Consider the following 14,521-nt stretch of genomic DNA (forward strand, 5'->3'; position numbering starts at 1 on the left):
AGGCAGCATGGCGGAGTATCAACCGGGGCAACGCTGGATCAGCGACAGCGAAGCGGAACTGGGCTTGGGAACCATCCTCATGCAGGACGGCCGCATGCTCACCGTGCTCTACCCGGCCACGGGAGAAACCCGCCAGTACGCAACCCGCAATGCGCCACTGACCCGCGTGCGTTTCTCTCCGGGCGACGAGATCACCCACTTCGAAGGCTGGAAGCTGACCGTGCGCGAAGTCGACGATGTCGATGGCCTGCTGGTCTACCATGGCCTCGACGCGCAGAACCAGAACGTCACCCTGCCGGAAACCCAGCTGTCCAACTTCATTCAGTTCCGTCTCGCCAGCGACCGCCTGTTCGCCGGGCAGATCGACCCGCTGCCCTGGTTCTCGCTGCGCTACCGCACGCTGGAGTTCACCAGCAAGCAGGTGCAATCCTCGCTGTGGGGCCTGGGCGGCGTGCGTGCACAACCTATCGCCCACCAGCTGCACATCGCCCGTGAAGTCGCCGACCGGATCGCCCCGCGCGTTCTGCTGGCCGACGAAGTGGGCCTGGGCAAGACCATCGAAGCCGGCCTGGTGATTCATCGCCAACTGCTCTCGGGGCGCGCCAACCGCGTGCTGATCCTGGTACCGGAAAACCTGCAGCACCAGTGGCTGGTGGAAATGCGCCGGCGCTTCAACCTGGAAGTGGCGCTGTTCGACGCCGAACGCTTCATCGAAAGCGATGCCAGCAATCCGTTCGAAGACGCGCAATTGGCGCTGGTCGCTCTGGAATGGCTCTGCGAAGACGAAAAGGCCCAAGACGCGCTGTTCGCCGCCGGCTGGGATCTGATGGTGGTCGATGAAGCCCACCACCTGGTCTGGCACCCGGAAAAGGCCAGCCGCGAATACAGCCTGGTCGAACAGCTGTCCGAAGTGATCCCAGGCGTGCTGCTGCTCACCGCCACCCCCGAACAGCTCGGCCAGGACAGCCACTTCGCACGTCTGCGCCTGCTCGACCCGAACCGCTTCCATGATCTGGCGGCGTTCCGCGCCGAAAGCGCCAACTACCAGCCGGTCGCCGAAGCCGTACAGGAGCTGCTCGACAAGGGTCGCCTGTCCGCCGCCGCCCACAAGACCATCCAGGGTTTCCTGGGTGCCGAGGGTGAAGCCCTGCTCGCCGCGGTCGCCGACGGCGATATCGAAGCCAGCGCCCGCCTTACCCGCGAACTGCTCGACCGTCACGGCACCGGCCGCCTGCTGTTCCGCAACACCCGCGCCGCGGTGCAGGGTTTCCCCGAACGCGAACTGCACGCCTACGCGCTGCCGAGCCCCGACGAGTACATGGAGCTGCCGCTGGGCGAGCATGCCGAGCTGTACCCGGAAGTCAGCTACCAGGGCCAGGCGGACATCGAGGAAGATCAACGCTGGTGGCGCTTCGATCCGCGTGTCGAGTGGCTGATCGACACCCTGAAGATGCTCAAGAAATTCAAGGTACTGGTCATCTGCGCCCACGCCGAGACCGCCATGGATCTGGAAGACGCCCTGCGCGTCCGCTCCGGCATCCCGGCCACGGTGTTCCACGAGGGCATGAGCATCCTCGAGCGTGACCGCGCCGCCGCCTACTTCGCCGACGAAGAATTCGGTGCCCAGGTGCTGATCTGCTCGGAAATCGGCAGTGAAGGCCGCAACTTCCAGTTCGCCCATCACCTGGTGCTGTTCGATCTGCCTGCGCACCCGGATCTGCTCGAGCAGCGTATCGGCCGCCTCGACCGTATCGGCCAGAAGCACAAGATTCAGGTGCACGTGCCGTACATGGAAAACAGCCCGCAAGAGCGTCTGTTCCAGTGGTATCACCAGGCGCTGAACGCCTTCCTGGCCACCTGCCCGACCGGCAACGCCCTGCAGCACCAGTTCGGTAGCCGCCTGCTGCCGATGCTGGAAAACGCCGACGATGGTCAGTGGCAAACGCTGATCGACGAAGCCACCACCGAGCGCCAGCGCCTGGAAAGCGAACTGCATGCGGGCCGCGACCGTCTGCTGGAACTCAACTCAGGTGGTGCCGGTGAAGGCGAAGCGCTGGTCGAAGCGATCCTCGAGCAGGACGACCAGTTCGCCCTGCCGATGTACATGGAGCAACTGTTCGACGCCTTCGGTATCGACAGCGAAGATCACTCGGACAACGCGCTGATCCTGCGCCCCAGCGAGAAGATGCTCGATGCCAGCTTCCCGCTCGGCGACGACGAAGGCGTGACCATCACTTACGACCGTGACCTGGCGCTGTCGCGCGAAGACATGCAGTTCCTGACCTGGGAACACCCCATGGTGCAGGGCGGCATGGATCTGGTGCGCTCCGGCTCGATGGGCAACACCTCGGTGGCGCTGATCAAGAACAAGGCGCTCAAGCCCGGCACCGTGCTGCTCGAGCTGCTCTACGTCAGCGAAGTGGTTGCGCCGCGCAGCCTGCAGTTGGGTCGTTACCTGCCGCCGGCGGCGCTGCGCTGCCTGCTCGATGGCAATGGCAACGATCTGGCCAGCAAGGTCTCCTTCGAAACCCTAAACGATCAGCTGGAAAGCGTGCCCCGGGCCAGCGCCAACAAGTTCGTACAGGCGCAGCGTGATGCGCTCAACCCGCAGATCGCGGCCGGTGAAGCGAAGATCCAGCCACGCCATGTCGAACGCGTCAGCGAAGCCAAGCGTCGCCTGGCTGCCGAGCTGGACGAAGAACTCGCCCGCCTGACCGCCCTGCAAGCAGTCAACCCGAGCGTGCGCGACAGCGAACTGGTAGCCCTGCGTGAGCAACGCGAACAGGGCCTGGCCATGCTCGACAAGGCCGCCCTGCGCCTGGAAGCCATTCGGGTGCTGGTCGCGGGTTGAGGCATTAATCTCGCCCTCTTTGCGGAGGGTGAGATTGGCTTCAGCGCTGCGCGAAGAATGTCGCCCTATAGCAGAAATCGACTGCAGCCTTGCCGCACATTTGCTGCTGCCTGCGCCATTCGCCGCGGGGGCGCGGCTCCTACCAGGGTCGCGTGTATCACCCACCCTGTGGGAGCCCCGACCTAGGGGCGAATTGACCGTGGCCTTGCCGCGCTATCGGGGCTCGATGCACGGCTCTTGATGGGTATCGCTTCGCTCAACGCCATCCGACGCCCACCTTGCGCTCCAACCTCCCCTACACCATCTGCAACCTCTGTTTGCGCCCTGGCGCGGGGTAGGCGCTGTCAATCACCTGCAAATCGGCTTCGCTGAGCTGCAGGTCGGCGGCGGCGGCATTTTCGGCCAGATGCTGCGGGTCACCGGCTTTGGGAATCACCAACACACCCGGATGGCGAAGCGCCCAGGCCAACGCCACTTGCGCAGCGCTCACGCCATGCTGCTCCGCGACCTGACATATGGCCCGGTTGGCCAGCAACGCCCCGCCCTGCCCCAGCGGACAGTAAGCCATCAAAGGCATACCCTGGCGTTGCTGCCACGGCAACAAGTCGAACTCCACACCGCGCTCTTGCGGGTTGTAGAGCACCTGGTTGGTGGCACAGGCTGGGTCACCGAGTTCTTCCAGGTCATTGAGATCAAAGTTAGACACGCCCCAGCGGCCGATCTTGCCCTGCTCGCGCAGGCGCTCGAAAGCCTCTACCGTTTCCGCCAGCGGGTATTGCCCGCGCCAGTGCAACAGATACAAGTCGAGATGATCGGTGCCCAAGCGCTTCAGGCTGCGCTCACAGGCCGCCGCCACGCCAGCACGGCTGGCGTTGTGCGGGTAGACCTTGCTGACCAGAAACACCTGATCACGCCTGCCAACGAGCGCCTCGCCGACCACCTCCTCCGCGCCGCCCTCGCCATACATCTCGGCCGTATCGATAAGGCGCAGGCCGCGCTCAATACCTTCACGCAACGCCGCTACCTCGACCCGCCGCTGGCCCGGATTCTCACCCATCCGCCAAGTGCCCTGGCCTATCACCGGTACCTGAGTGCCGGCCAATTCAAGTGTTCGCATCATGGTTCCTCCTGCTGATTGCATCCTGACCCGCCGGACACTCGCGGGTTCAGGTCATACGCCAGCGGGTCACGCCCAGCGTAGAGCACCCGCCAAAAGTCGCCGTTCATGTTCCGACACGAGTTTTCTGTTCAGCGGACAGAGCACGACACCGCTCAACGACTACGCTAAAGATAAAGGACAAGCCAGGGCCACTTCACTATGGGCGCACTATGGCGATCCGACTCAGCACAGCCTGTAAGCGAGCGCAAAGCCGCTACCGCGGTGCAGCTCGAAACCCGGCGGCAGTCCCACCCTGTGCGCTGGGCCGTCGGCGTCATCCTGCTGCTCCTGCTGTTGATCGGCGCAGCCCTGCTGATCTATGAGCTGCGCACCGCCTACTTCCAGTCCAGTGAACTGAGCCGCTACGCCGCACAACTGACCTATCAGGTCGAAAACGGCCCCAGCGACGCCATCATCTACCCGGGCGCTGGCCCCTTCGATCAGCGCATGGGCTACAGCCATCTGCCCACCCTCGTCGAACGTCTGCAGAGCAGGGGCTTCGAGGTGTTGCAGCAGAGTCATTTTTCTCCGGCGCTGATGGCGTACGCCGAAAGGGGCCTCTTTCCGCCCTTCGCAGAAAAGTCGCAGACCGGGGTCAACATCGAAGACTGCCGTGGCTCACCCTTCTACACCGTGCGCAATCCACGGCAACGCTACCCGAGCTTCACCGCCATCCCACCACTGGTGGTTGGCAGCCTGCTGTTCATCGAGGATCGCAAGCTGCTGGCGAGCGAACCTGCCGAAGCCAACCCGGCGGTGGACTGGCCGCGCTTCAGCAAGGCGGCGCTCTCGCAGATCGGCAAGTATGTCGGCATGCAGGATCAGTCTGCCGGCGGCAGTACCCTGGCCACGCAACTGGAGAAGTACCGGCATTCGCCAGATGGCATCACCCATGCGCCAGCGGAGAAATTGCGGCAGATGGTCTCGGCCAGCGTGCGCGCCTATCAGGGCGGCCCGCACACCCTCGAAGCCCGGCAGAACATCGTGCGTGATTACCTCAACAGCGTGCCGCTTTCGGCTGCGCCGGGGCACGGCGAGGTGCACGGCCTGGCTGACGGCCTGCGCATCTGGTACGGCGCCGATTTCGCCGCCACCAACCGCCTGCTCGACCCGCAGCGCTCGAACGATACCAGCTTGGCCAAGCGGGGATTGGCACTGCGCCAGGTACTGTCGCTGATGATCGCCCAGCGCCGGCCCTCGTACTACCTGTCGAAAGGTCGTGATGAGCTCGCCGAGCTGACTGACAGCCATCTGCGCCTGCTGGCCAGCGGCGGTGTTCTCGATGAAGACCTACGTGATGCCGCTCTGGCGCAGCAAGTGATCTACCGCGACTGGCAGACCGACCCCAACCTGCAACGCGTTGATAGTGACAAAGGCATCAGCATGGCCCGGGCGCGGTTGGCCGGCCTGCTCAATCTGTCCTACTACAGACTCGACCGTCTCGATCTGGATGCGCGCTCCAGCCTAAATTCGGATCTGCAGCAGCAGGTCAGCCTCTACCTCGAACAGCTCGCCGACCCCGCATTCGCTGAAAGCGTCGGCCTGTTCGGCGACCGCCTGCTGTCACCCAGCAAAACCGCTGACGTGCGCTACAGCTTCACCCTGTTCGAACGCACACCCAGCGGCAACCAAGTGCGAGTGCAGACCGACAACACCAACCAGCCCTTCGATATCAACGAGGGCAGCAAACTGGAACTGGGCTCCACCGCAAAACTTCGGGTTTTGGCGACTTATCTGGAGATGATTGCCGAACTGCACCAGCGCCATGCCGGGCAGACGCCCGCCCAATTGCGCAGCGTGGAGGTCGCCGATCAGGATCTGCTCAGCCGCTGGGCCATCGACTACCTCAGCCGCAACCCGGCCAGCGATCTCTCCAGCATGCTGGAGGCTGCCCTGGAGCGCCGTTACTCGGCCAGCCCCAATGAGCGTTTCTTCACCGGCGGCGGCCTGCACACCTTTGGCAACTTCCGCCGCGAGGACAACGGCCGACTGCCGACCCTGCGTGAGTCCTTGCGTGAATCGATCAACCTGCCGTTCATCCGCCTGATGCGTGATCTGGTGCGCTACAGCACCTACCAGGCACCGGGTAACAGCGCCGAACTGCTCAGAGACGATAGCGATCCACGCCGCCGGGCATACCTGAGCCACTTCGCCGACCGCGAAGGCACCACCTTTCTACTGCGCTTCTGGCGCAAGTACCAGGGCCAATCCGCCCAGCAGCGTCTGGACACTTTTATCGGCGGCCTGCGCCTCACCGACACGCGCTTGGCAGCGGTACACCGCTACCTGATGCCCGACGTTGACCAGGCGACTTTCGCCAGCTTCATCAAAGCCCACTTGCCTAGCGTGAAGGTCAGCGACAAACGCATCAATGAGCTGTACACGCGCTATGGGCCGGGCGCCTTCAGCCTGCCGGATCAGGGCTATATCGCCCGGGTGCATCCGCTGGAGCTGTGGCTACTCGCCTACCTGAGCGATCATCCCCAGGCCACTTTCGGCGACGCCGTAACCGCCAGCCTCGACGAACGTCAGGAGGTCTACGGCTGGCTATTCAAGAGCCGCCATAAAAGCGCCCGGGACAGCCGCATCCGCATCATGCTGGAAGTCGAAGCGTTCCTGGATATCCACCAGCGCTGGCAGAACCTGGGCTACCCCTTCGAGCACCTGGTACCGTCGCTGGCCACCGCCATCGGCAGCTCCGGTGATCGACCGGCAGCGCTGGCCGAGCTGATCGGCATCATTCAGAACGACGGGATGCGCTTGCCTACCGTGCGCATCGACAGCCTGCACTTCGCCGCCAATACGCCCTACGAAACACGCCTGGGTCATGTACAGGAACCCGGCAGACGGGTCATGGCGCCGGAAGTCGCTGCCGCGCTGCGCGAAGCGCTTTCTCAGGTCGTAGAGGGCGGTACGGCGCGACGCCTGCAAGGTACCTTCACCCTGGCCGATGGCAGTCCGTTGACTCTCGGTGGCAAAACCGGCACCGGCGACAATCGCCTGAGCAGTGTGGCCCGCACTGGCCAAGTGACTAGCTCACGGGTACAGAACCGCACTGCCACCTTCGTGTTCTTTCTCGGCCCGGATCATTTCGGCACCCTCACCGCTTTCGTGCCGGGCCGTGCGGCGGAGAACTTCCGCTTCACCTCGGCGCTGCCGGTACAGGTGCTCAAGGGCATGGCGCCGATCCTCACGCCCTACCTGCAACCGGGCGCTCACACCCTGTGCGCCCCGGCGTCACAGCAGACCGCGCAGTTGGGGCGATAGATAGCCTTAGGATGGGTGCGCAGCCTCTCCTCGGTAGGATGGCGCACGGCCGTAGAATAACGGGAAAAGCTAGCGCTTGAGCTTCAGGTACAGCGCTTCGACCTTTTCCCGTGCCCAGGGCGTCTTGCGCAGAAAGGTCAGGCTCGACTTGATGCTCGGGTCGCTCTTGAAGCAGCGGATATCGATGCGTTCAGCCAAACCGTCCCAGCCATAGTGTTCGACCAGATCGGTCAGAATGGCCTGTAGCGTCAAGCCGTGAAGCGGGTCTTTGGATGTGCTCATGGTGGTCTCCCTATCGCGGCGCGGCAGCTTAACAGACAGCGCTAACGAAAAGGCCCGGAGATGAGTCCGGGCCTTTTGCCAAGCGAATAATCAGACAGCGATCAGAGGTGCGCGTCCTGATACTCCTTCTCGGCCTCGTCGAAGCGCTTGACCATCGTCGGCGTTGCCGGGCGACCGATCTTGCTGAACACCACGATAGCCAGGGTGGCGAAAATGAAGCCTGGGATGATCTCGTACAGGCCCAACCCAATGAAGTTCTTCCACACCACCACGGTTACCGCACCGACCACCATGCCGGCCAGCGCGCCGTTGCGGGTCATACCTTTCCATACCAGGGACAGAATCACCACCGGACCGAAGGCCGCACCGAAACCGGCCCACGCGTAAGACACCAGGCCCAGCACTTTGCTATCCGGATTGGAGGCGATACCGATGGCCACCAGCGCAATCAACAGCACCATGCCACGACCGACCCAGACCAGTTCGGTCTGGCTGGCATCCTTACGCAGGAACGCCTTGTAGAAATCTTCGGTCAGGGCGCTGGACGAGACCAGCAACTGACAGCTCAGGGTGCTCATTACCGCCGCAAGAATGGCAGACAGGATCAGGCCGGCAACCCAGGGATTGAAGAGAATCTTGGTCAATTCGATGAACACGCGTTCGCTGTTCTCGGTCACCGGGCCGGCCAGCGCCGGGTTGTTGGCGAAGTAGGCGATACCGAAGAAACCAACGGCTACCGCACCACCCAGGCTGAGGATCATCCAGGTCATGCCGATGCGGCGCGCGGCCGGTATCGACTTGACCGAGTCAGCGGCCATGAAGCGCACCAGGATGTGCGGCTGGCCGAAATAACCCAGCCCCCAGGCCAGCAACGAGATGATGGCGACGAAGGACAGGCCGCGGAACATGTCGAAATTGGCCGGATTGGCCTGCTCGATGGTCACCATGGCAGCATCGAAATCGCCAAGGGCGAGGATGACGAATACCGGGGTGATCAGCAGCGCGAAAATCATCAGCGTCGCCTGCACGGTGTCCGTCCAACTCACCGCCAGAAAACCACCGACGAACACATAGAGGATGGTCGCTGCCGCGCCGACCCACAGGGCCGTGTCGTAGCTCATGCCGAAGGTCGACTCGAACAGCCGCGCACCGGCCACCACGCCCGAGGCGCAGTAGATGGTGAAGAACACCAGAATGACCAGCGCCGAAAAAATCCGCAGCAGCTTGCTGTTGTCTTCAAAGCGGTGGGTAAAGAAGTCCGGCAGGGTCAGCGCATTGTTGTTGTGCTCGGTATGCACACGCAGGCGACCGGCGACGAACAGCCAGTTCAGCCAGGCACCGAGGATCAGGCCAATGGCGATCCAGCTTTCGGAAATACCGGCGATGAAGATCGCGCCCGGCAGGCCCATCAGCAGCCAGCCGCTCATATCCGAGGCACCAGCCGACAGTGCGGTGACGAAACTGCCGAGGCTGCGGCCACCGAGGATATAGTCGGAGAAGTTCTTGGTCGCGCGGTAGGCGATGAAGCCGATCAGCACCATGGCCAGGATATAGACCACGAAGGTGACCAGCATGGGAGTACTTGCAGTCATTTGGGGAATGCCCCTCTCGTTTGTTTTTATTCGAACCGGGGGTTACCCGGCCCAGTTGGCACATCACGACCATCGGTCACGGTCGCGCTCCAGGCATGCCACTCTGCTGGTGGCATTACCGATTCGGGGCATACGCCCCCAATAGCAAAACGGGCAGAAACCTGATGATTTCTGCCCGTTGGTATCACTCGTCGCCCAGCGACAGCAGTGAGGCGTTTCCGCCCACCGCAGTAGTGTTCACCGAGGTGGTGCGCTCGTTGACGAAGCGCAACAGGTAGCTCGGGCCACCGGCTTTCGGGCCGGTACCGGACAGGCCGCAGCCGCCGAACGGCTGTACGCCGACCACCGCACCGATCTGGTTGCGGTTCACGTACAGGTTGCCGACCCGTGCCAGGGCTTCGATGCGGGCGGCAGTTTCCTCGTTTCGGCTGTGGATGCCAAGGGTCAATCCATAGCCGGTGGCGTTGATCGCCGCGACCACTTTTTCCAGATCGCCCGCGTCGAAGCGCACCACGTGCAGCACCGGGCCGAACTGTTCCTTCTTCAGCTCGTGAATACCGCCGATCTCGAAAGCGACCGGTGCGATGAAGTGGCCGTTCAGATCGGCACGCAGCGAGGCTTCGGCAATCAGCTTGCCTTCGCCCTTGAGCTGATTGATATGCGCCAGCAAACCTTCACGGGCCTCAGCATCGATCACCGGACCGATATCGTTCTCGCGCAGATGGGTCGGGCCGATCTTCAGTTCGGCCATGGCGCCCTTGAGCAGGTCGATCACCCGGTCGGCGATATCACGCTGCACATACAGCACGCGCAGTGCCGAGCAGCGCTGACCGGCGCTGGTGAAGGCCGAGCCGACGGCATCCTTGACCACTTGCTCGGGCAGTGCGGTGGAGTCGACGATCATGGCGTTCTGGCCGCCGGTCTCGGCGATCAGGGTGGCAATCATGCCGTCCTTCTCGGCCAACTGACGGTTGATGATCCGTGCTGTGTCGGTAGAACCGGTGAAGCACACGCCTGCGACGCGCGGGTCGCGGCAGAACACGCCGCCCAGGGTGGCACCGTCGCCCGGTAGGAAGGCGATCACATCCTTCGGCAGGCCGGCTTCGAACATCAGCTCCAGGGCACGAGCGGCGATCAGGCTGGTCTGCTCGGCCGGTTTGGCCAGCACCACGTTACCTGCCACCAGAGCGGCGCTGATCTGGCCGAGGTAAATGGCCAGCGGGAAGTTCCACGGGCTGACGCAGACGAAAATTCCGCGGCCTTCATGGAACAGCTCGTTGCGCTCGCCGGTCGGGCCCTTGAGTTCTTCGCGGCCCAGCTTGAGGCGCGCTTGCTGTGCGTAGTAACGGCAGAAATCCACCGCTTCGCGGACTTCGTCGATGCCATCCTGCATCGACTTGCCGGCTTCCACGGTGCACAGCGCCATCAGCTCGGCACGGTTGCTTTCCAGCAGGTCAGCCAGGCGCTCGAGAATACCGGCGCGCTCGTCGATAGCGACGGCATTCCAGCGCGGCCAGGCGGCGCCCAGGCCATCCAGCGCCTGGGCGGCCTGAGCGGCGCTGGCGAACTGGGCTGTGCCGACCACCTTGTTCAGGTCGAAGGGGCAGCGAACTTCCTGGGCGGTGCCGCTCAGGGTCTGGCCGTTAATCACAGGGGCAGCCTGCCATTGACGGTCGAGTTGCGGCTTGTAGGCGTTTTCGAGCTCGGTCAGCGATTTCTGGATGTTCATGTTGATGCCCTGAGAGTTTTTCCGTGTGCCCCCGTACAGCGCCGGCGGGAGTGGGATTTTGTTATTGCCGAGGCTGGCGAATTTGCTCAGTTGGGTGACCGGGTGATCGATCAGCGATTCGACCGGCACGCTCGGGTCGACCAGTTGGTGCACGAACGACGAGTTGGCACCGTTCTCCAGCAGACGACGCACCAGGTACGGCAGCAAATCCTTGTGAGCACCCACCGGCGCGTAAATGCGTACGGTTTTACTGTGCTTTTCCAGCACCGTGTCGTACAGCGCATCGCCCATGCCGTGCAGGCGCTGGAACTCGAACTCGCGCGGCGACGACTGCTCGGCAGCCATGGCCAGGATGCAGCTGACGGTGTGCGCGTTGTGGCTGGCGAACTGCGGGTAGATCACGCCGCGGGTGAATTCGCTGAGCAGGTAGCGAGCGCAAGCCAGATAGGAGGTATCGGTGCCTTCCTTGCGGGTGAATACCGGGTAGCCATCGAGGCCCCACACCTGGCACTGCTTGATCTCGCTGTCCCAGTAGGCCCCCTTGACCAGGCGCAGCGGCATCTTCTCGCCGAGCTCCCTGCCCAGCAGGGTCAGCCAGACCAGCACCGGCAGACAGCGCTTGGAGTAGGCCTGAATCACCAGACCGAACTCGCCCCAGCCGGCAACGGCCGGATCACGCAGCAGCTTCTCGTAGAGTTCCAGGGACAGTTCGAGGCGATCCGCCTCCTCGGCGTCCACGGAAATCCCGACGTTCAGCTTGCGCGCGCGGATCACCAGCTCGCGCACGTTGGCGAACAGCTCGGTGAGCACGCGCTCGCGCTGGGCCACTTCGTAACGCGGGTGCAGTGCCGAGAGCTTGATCGAGATCGATGGCTTCGGGCCTGGGCCGACCTGCGGTTCGGCACCCACGGTGTCGATAGCCTTGCGGTAGTCGGCCATGTACTTCTCGGCGTCTTCGGCGGTCAATGCCGCTTCGCCGAGCATGTCGAAGGAATAGGTGTAGCCCTTCTCGCGCTCCGGGCGGCCGTTCTTCAGCGCTTCGCTGATGGTACGGCCGAGCACGAATTGCTTGCCCATGAGCTTCATGGCCTGGTTCATGGCCGCGCGGATCACCGGCTCACCAGAACGCTGAATGAGGCGCCCGAGCACCTTCTTCGGGCGGCCATCGCTGGTCTGCGGATCGACCACCTTGCCAGTCATCACCAGGCCCCAGGCCGCGAAGTTGACCAGCACGCTGTCGCTCTTGCCCAGGTGGCGCTCCCACTCGGCGGCGTTGAGCTTGTCGCGGATCAAGGCATCAGCGGTGGCAGCATCCGGCACCCGCAACAGCGCTTCGGCCAAGCACATCAGCATCAGGCCTTCCTGGGTATCCAGGCTGTACTGACGCAGCAGCGCATCGAGGGTATCGACTGCGTTGTCGCGACCACGCACGTCCTGAATCAGGCTGCGCGCCTGCTGACGAACGGCCTCGATACCGGCAGCACCGGGATCGGCCAGCTGCAGCAGTTCGCCGAGATAGGCTGCCTCGTCAACGCTGTAGTTGGCGCTGATGACAGGGAAAAAATCGGCGGCCTTAGCAGCGGAGATCCGGTCAAGGAACTCCTGGTGCAAGACGTGACTGGCTTTGAACATCACGCCCATCCTCTTGTTATGCAGATTATCTGTGGGATACCCCTGCTTTGGGTCTAGCTCAGATACGGGTATCTGGCGACCTCATAACGCAGAAGCGGATGACGGAATGTAGAGGTAGATGGGTGATGGCTTCTTGCGGAAAGCTCTGGAGTTTTTGTGGAAAGCTCTGGAGGGTGACGTGCAGGTAGGTGGGACGCCGCGGAGCTGAATGCCACTTGCTCAACAACAGCTAATTATAAGGCCAGCTTTCGGCCCGGTATGTGTGTGTGTAAAAAGGCTCTACCCAAACCGAACTACATACACCAGCGTAAAACCTAAGAGCTGTCGCTAGCTCAGCAGACCAAGGTTTCGCATAGAGGCTTGATTTTTAGCTCTGTTTCAGGCGCCCTGTGTGCTCAAAAGCGTTTTTACACAGCCTGGGCCAAAATCGGTCGCTTGGAGATTGAGACAAAACCTGCTTAGCAGGTTTTGTCTGGCACCGTTTAGAAGAAGCCCAGCGGATTGATGTCGTAGCTGATCAGCAGGTTCTTGGTCTGCTGATAGTGGTCGAGCATCATTTTGTGGGTTTCACGCCCGACCCCGGACTTTTTGTAGCCGCCAAAGGCAGCGTGCGCCGGGTACAGGTGGTAGCAGTTGGTCCATACGCGGCCGGCCTTGATGCCACGGCCCATGCGGTAGGCGCGGTTGATGTCGCGCGTCCACACGCCGGCGCCCAGGCCGAACTCGGTGTCGTTGGCGATGGCCAGGGCCTCGGCTTCATCCTTGAAGGTGGTCACGCCGACCACCGGGCCGAAGATCTCCTCCTGGAATACGCGCATCTTGTTGGTGCCCTTGAGTAGGGTCGGCTGGATGTAATAACCGCTGGCCAGGTCGCCCTCGAGCTTCTCGGTGGCGCCGCCGGCGAGCAGCTCGGCACCTTCCTGCTGGGCGATCTCCAGGTAGCTGAGGATCTTGTCGTACTGCTGCTGCGACGCCTGGGCGCCGACCATGGTTTCGGTATCCAGCGGGTTGCCGCGCTTGATGACCTTGATCTTCTTCATCACCTCGACCATGAACGGCTCGAAAATCGACTCCTGCACCAGCGCGCGGGACGGACAGGTACACACCTCGCCCTGGTTGAAGAAGGCCAGCACCAGGCCTTCGGCGGCCTTCTCGATAAACGCCGGCTCGGCCTGCATGATGTCTTCGAAGAACACGTTCGGCGACTTGCCGCCCAGCTCCACGGTGCTCGGGATGATGTTGGCGGCAGCGCACTTCATGATGTGCGAGCCGACCGGCGTGGAGCCGGTGAAAGCGATCTTGGCGATGCGCGTGCTGGTGGCTAGCGCCTCGCCGGCTTCACGGCCATAACCCTGAACGATGTTGAGCACGCCCGGCGGCAGCAGATCACCGACCAGTTCGGCGAATACGGTGATCGACAGCGGCGTCTGCTCGGCAGGTTTGAGTACCACGCAGTTGCCGGCCGCCAGGGCTGGCGCGAGCTTCCAGGCGGCCATCAGCAGCGGGAAGTTCCAGGGGATGATCTGCCCGACCACGCCCAGCGGTTCGTGGAAGTGATAGGAAGCGGTGTGTTCGTTGATCTCCGCTGCGCTGCCTTCCTGAGCGCGAATGCAGCCGGCGAAATAACGGAAGTGGTCGGCGGCCAGCGGCACGTCAGCGTTTAGGGTCTCGCGCACGGCCTTGCCGTTGTCCCAGGTTTCCGCCACGGCGAGCAGTTCAAGGTTGGCTTCGATGCGGTCGGCAATCTTCAGCAGAACCAGCGCGCGATCCTGCACCGAGGTTTTGCCCCAGGCATCGGCGGCGGCATGGGCAGCGTCCAGCGCCTTGTCGATGTCCTTGGCGTCGGAGCGAGGGAATTCGCCGATCACCGAGGCATCCACCGGGCTGGTGTTGGTGAAGTACTGGCCCGCGACTGGCGCGACGAATTCGCCACCGATGTAGTTGCCGTAGCGCGGCTTGAGGGTGACGACGGCGCCAGGTAATCCAGGGTTTACGTAGATCATGGTGAT

The 14,521-nt window shown here is 62.9% G+C and carries 7 protein-coding genes; 2 read left to right on the forward strand and 5 right to left on the reverse strand.

Going from position 1 to position 14,521, the window contains the following annotated elements:
* Positions 1–7 precede the first annotated feature (7 nt).
* Complete coding sequence (rapA, locus tag ACZ0AI_RS10065) at positions 8–2,851, forward strand: RNA polymerase-associated protein RapA (RefSeq protein ID WP_463565629.1); 2,844 nt, start codon at positions 8–10, stop codon at positions 2,849–2,851.
* Between the two features lie 295 nt (positions 2,852–3,146).
* On the opposite strand, the gene ACZ0AI_RS10070 is transcribed toward rapA, so the two are convergent.
* Positions 3,147–3,968 (reverse strand): aldo/keto reductase, encoded by an 822-nt coding sequence (locus ACZ0AI_RS10070; RefSeq protein WP_463566089.1) that lies wholly within the window; start codon positions 3,966–3,968, stop codon positions 3,147–3,149.
* Between the two features lie 201 nt (positions 3,969–4,169).
* Between ACZ0AI_RS10070 and ACZ0AI_RS10075 the strand changes: the two genes are divergently transcribed.
* Positions 4,170–7,277 carry a transglycosylase domain-containing protein gene (locus ACZ0AI_RS10075; protein ID WP_463565630.1) on the forward strand — a complete coding sequence of 1,036 codons (3,108 nt, stop codon included), beginning with the start codon at positions 4,170–4,172 and terminating at the stop codon, positions 7,275–7,277.
* Between the two features lie 69 nt (positions 7,278–7,346).
* Here ACZ0AI_RS10075 and ACZ0AI_RS10080 read toward each other — a convergent pair whose 3' ends face one another.
* The 4 genes from ACZ0AI_RS10080 to exaC form a co-directional block, all read right to left on the reverse strand.
* Positions 7,347–7,559 (reverse strand): VF530 family protein, encoded by a 213-nt coding sequence (locus ACZ0AI_RS10080; protein ID WP_463565631.1) that lies wholly within the window; start codon positions 7,557–7,559, stop codon positions 7,347–7,349.
* A gap of 101 nt (positions 7,560–7,660) precedes the next feature.
* Positions 7,661–9,151: a sodium/proline symporter PutP gene (gene putP / locus ACZ0AI_RS10085; protein WP_463565632.1), complete on the reverse strand. Its 1,491-nt coding sequence runs from the start codon at positions 9,149–9,151 to the stop codon at positions 7,661–7,663.
* A 184-nt stretch (positions 9,152–9,335) separates the two neighbouring features.
* Complete coding sequence (gene putA, locus ACZ0AI_RS10090) at positions 9,336–12,512, reverse strand: bifunctional proline dehydrogenase/L-glutamate gamma-semialdehyde dehydrogenase PutA (RefSeq protein ID WP_463565633.1); 3,177 nt, start codon at positions 12,510–12,512, stop codon at positions 9,336–9,338.
* 482 nt (positions 12,513–12,994) lie between these two features.
* A complete protein-coding gene (exaC, locus tag ACZ0AI_RS10095; RefSeq protein WP_463565634.1) occupies positions 12,995–14,515 on the reverse strand; it encodes an acetaldehyde dehydrogenase ExaC in 1,521 nt (506 codons plus the stop codon).
* Positions 14,516–14,521 lie beyond the last annotated feature (6 nt).

Source organism: Pseudomonas sp. AC355 (assembly GCF_979258205.1).

Bases quoted from the DNA above. Each gene is read 5' to 3' on its own strand.
- rapA (WP_463565629.1), top strand. From the start codon at position 8: ATGGCGGAGTATCAACCGGGGCAACGCTGGATCAGCGACAGCGAAGCG.
- ACZ0AI_RS10080 (WP_463565631.1), bottom strand. From the start codon at position 7,559: ATGAGCACATCCAAAGACCCGCTTCACGGCTTGACGCTACAGGCCATT.
- ACZ0AI_RS10070 (WP_463566089.1), bottom strand. From the start codon at position 3,968: ATGCGAACACTTGAATTGGCCGGCACTCAGGTACCGGTGATAGGCCAG.
- exaC (WP_463565634.1), bottom strand. From the start codon at position 14,515: ATGATCTACGTAAACCCTGGATTACCTGGCGCCGTCGTCACCCTCAAG.
- putA (WP_463565633.1), bottom strand. From the start codon at position 12,512: ATGTTCAAAGCCAGTCACGTCTTGCACCAGGAGTTCCTTGACCGGATC.
- ACZ0AI_RS10075 (WP_463565630.1), top strand. From the start codon at position 4,170: ATGGGCGCACTATGGCGATCCGACTCAGCACAGCCTGTAAGCGAGCGC.
- putP (WP_463565632.1), bottom strand. From the start codon at position 9,151: ATGACTGCAAGTACTCCCATGCTGGTCACCTTCGTGGTCTATATCCTG.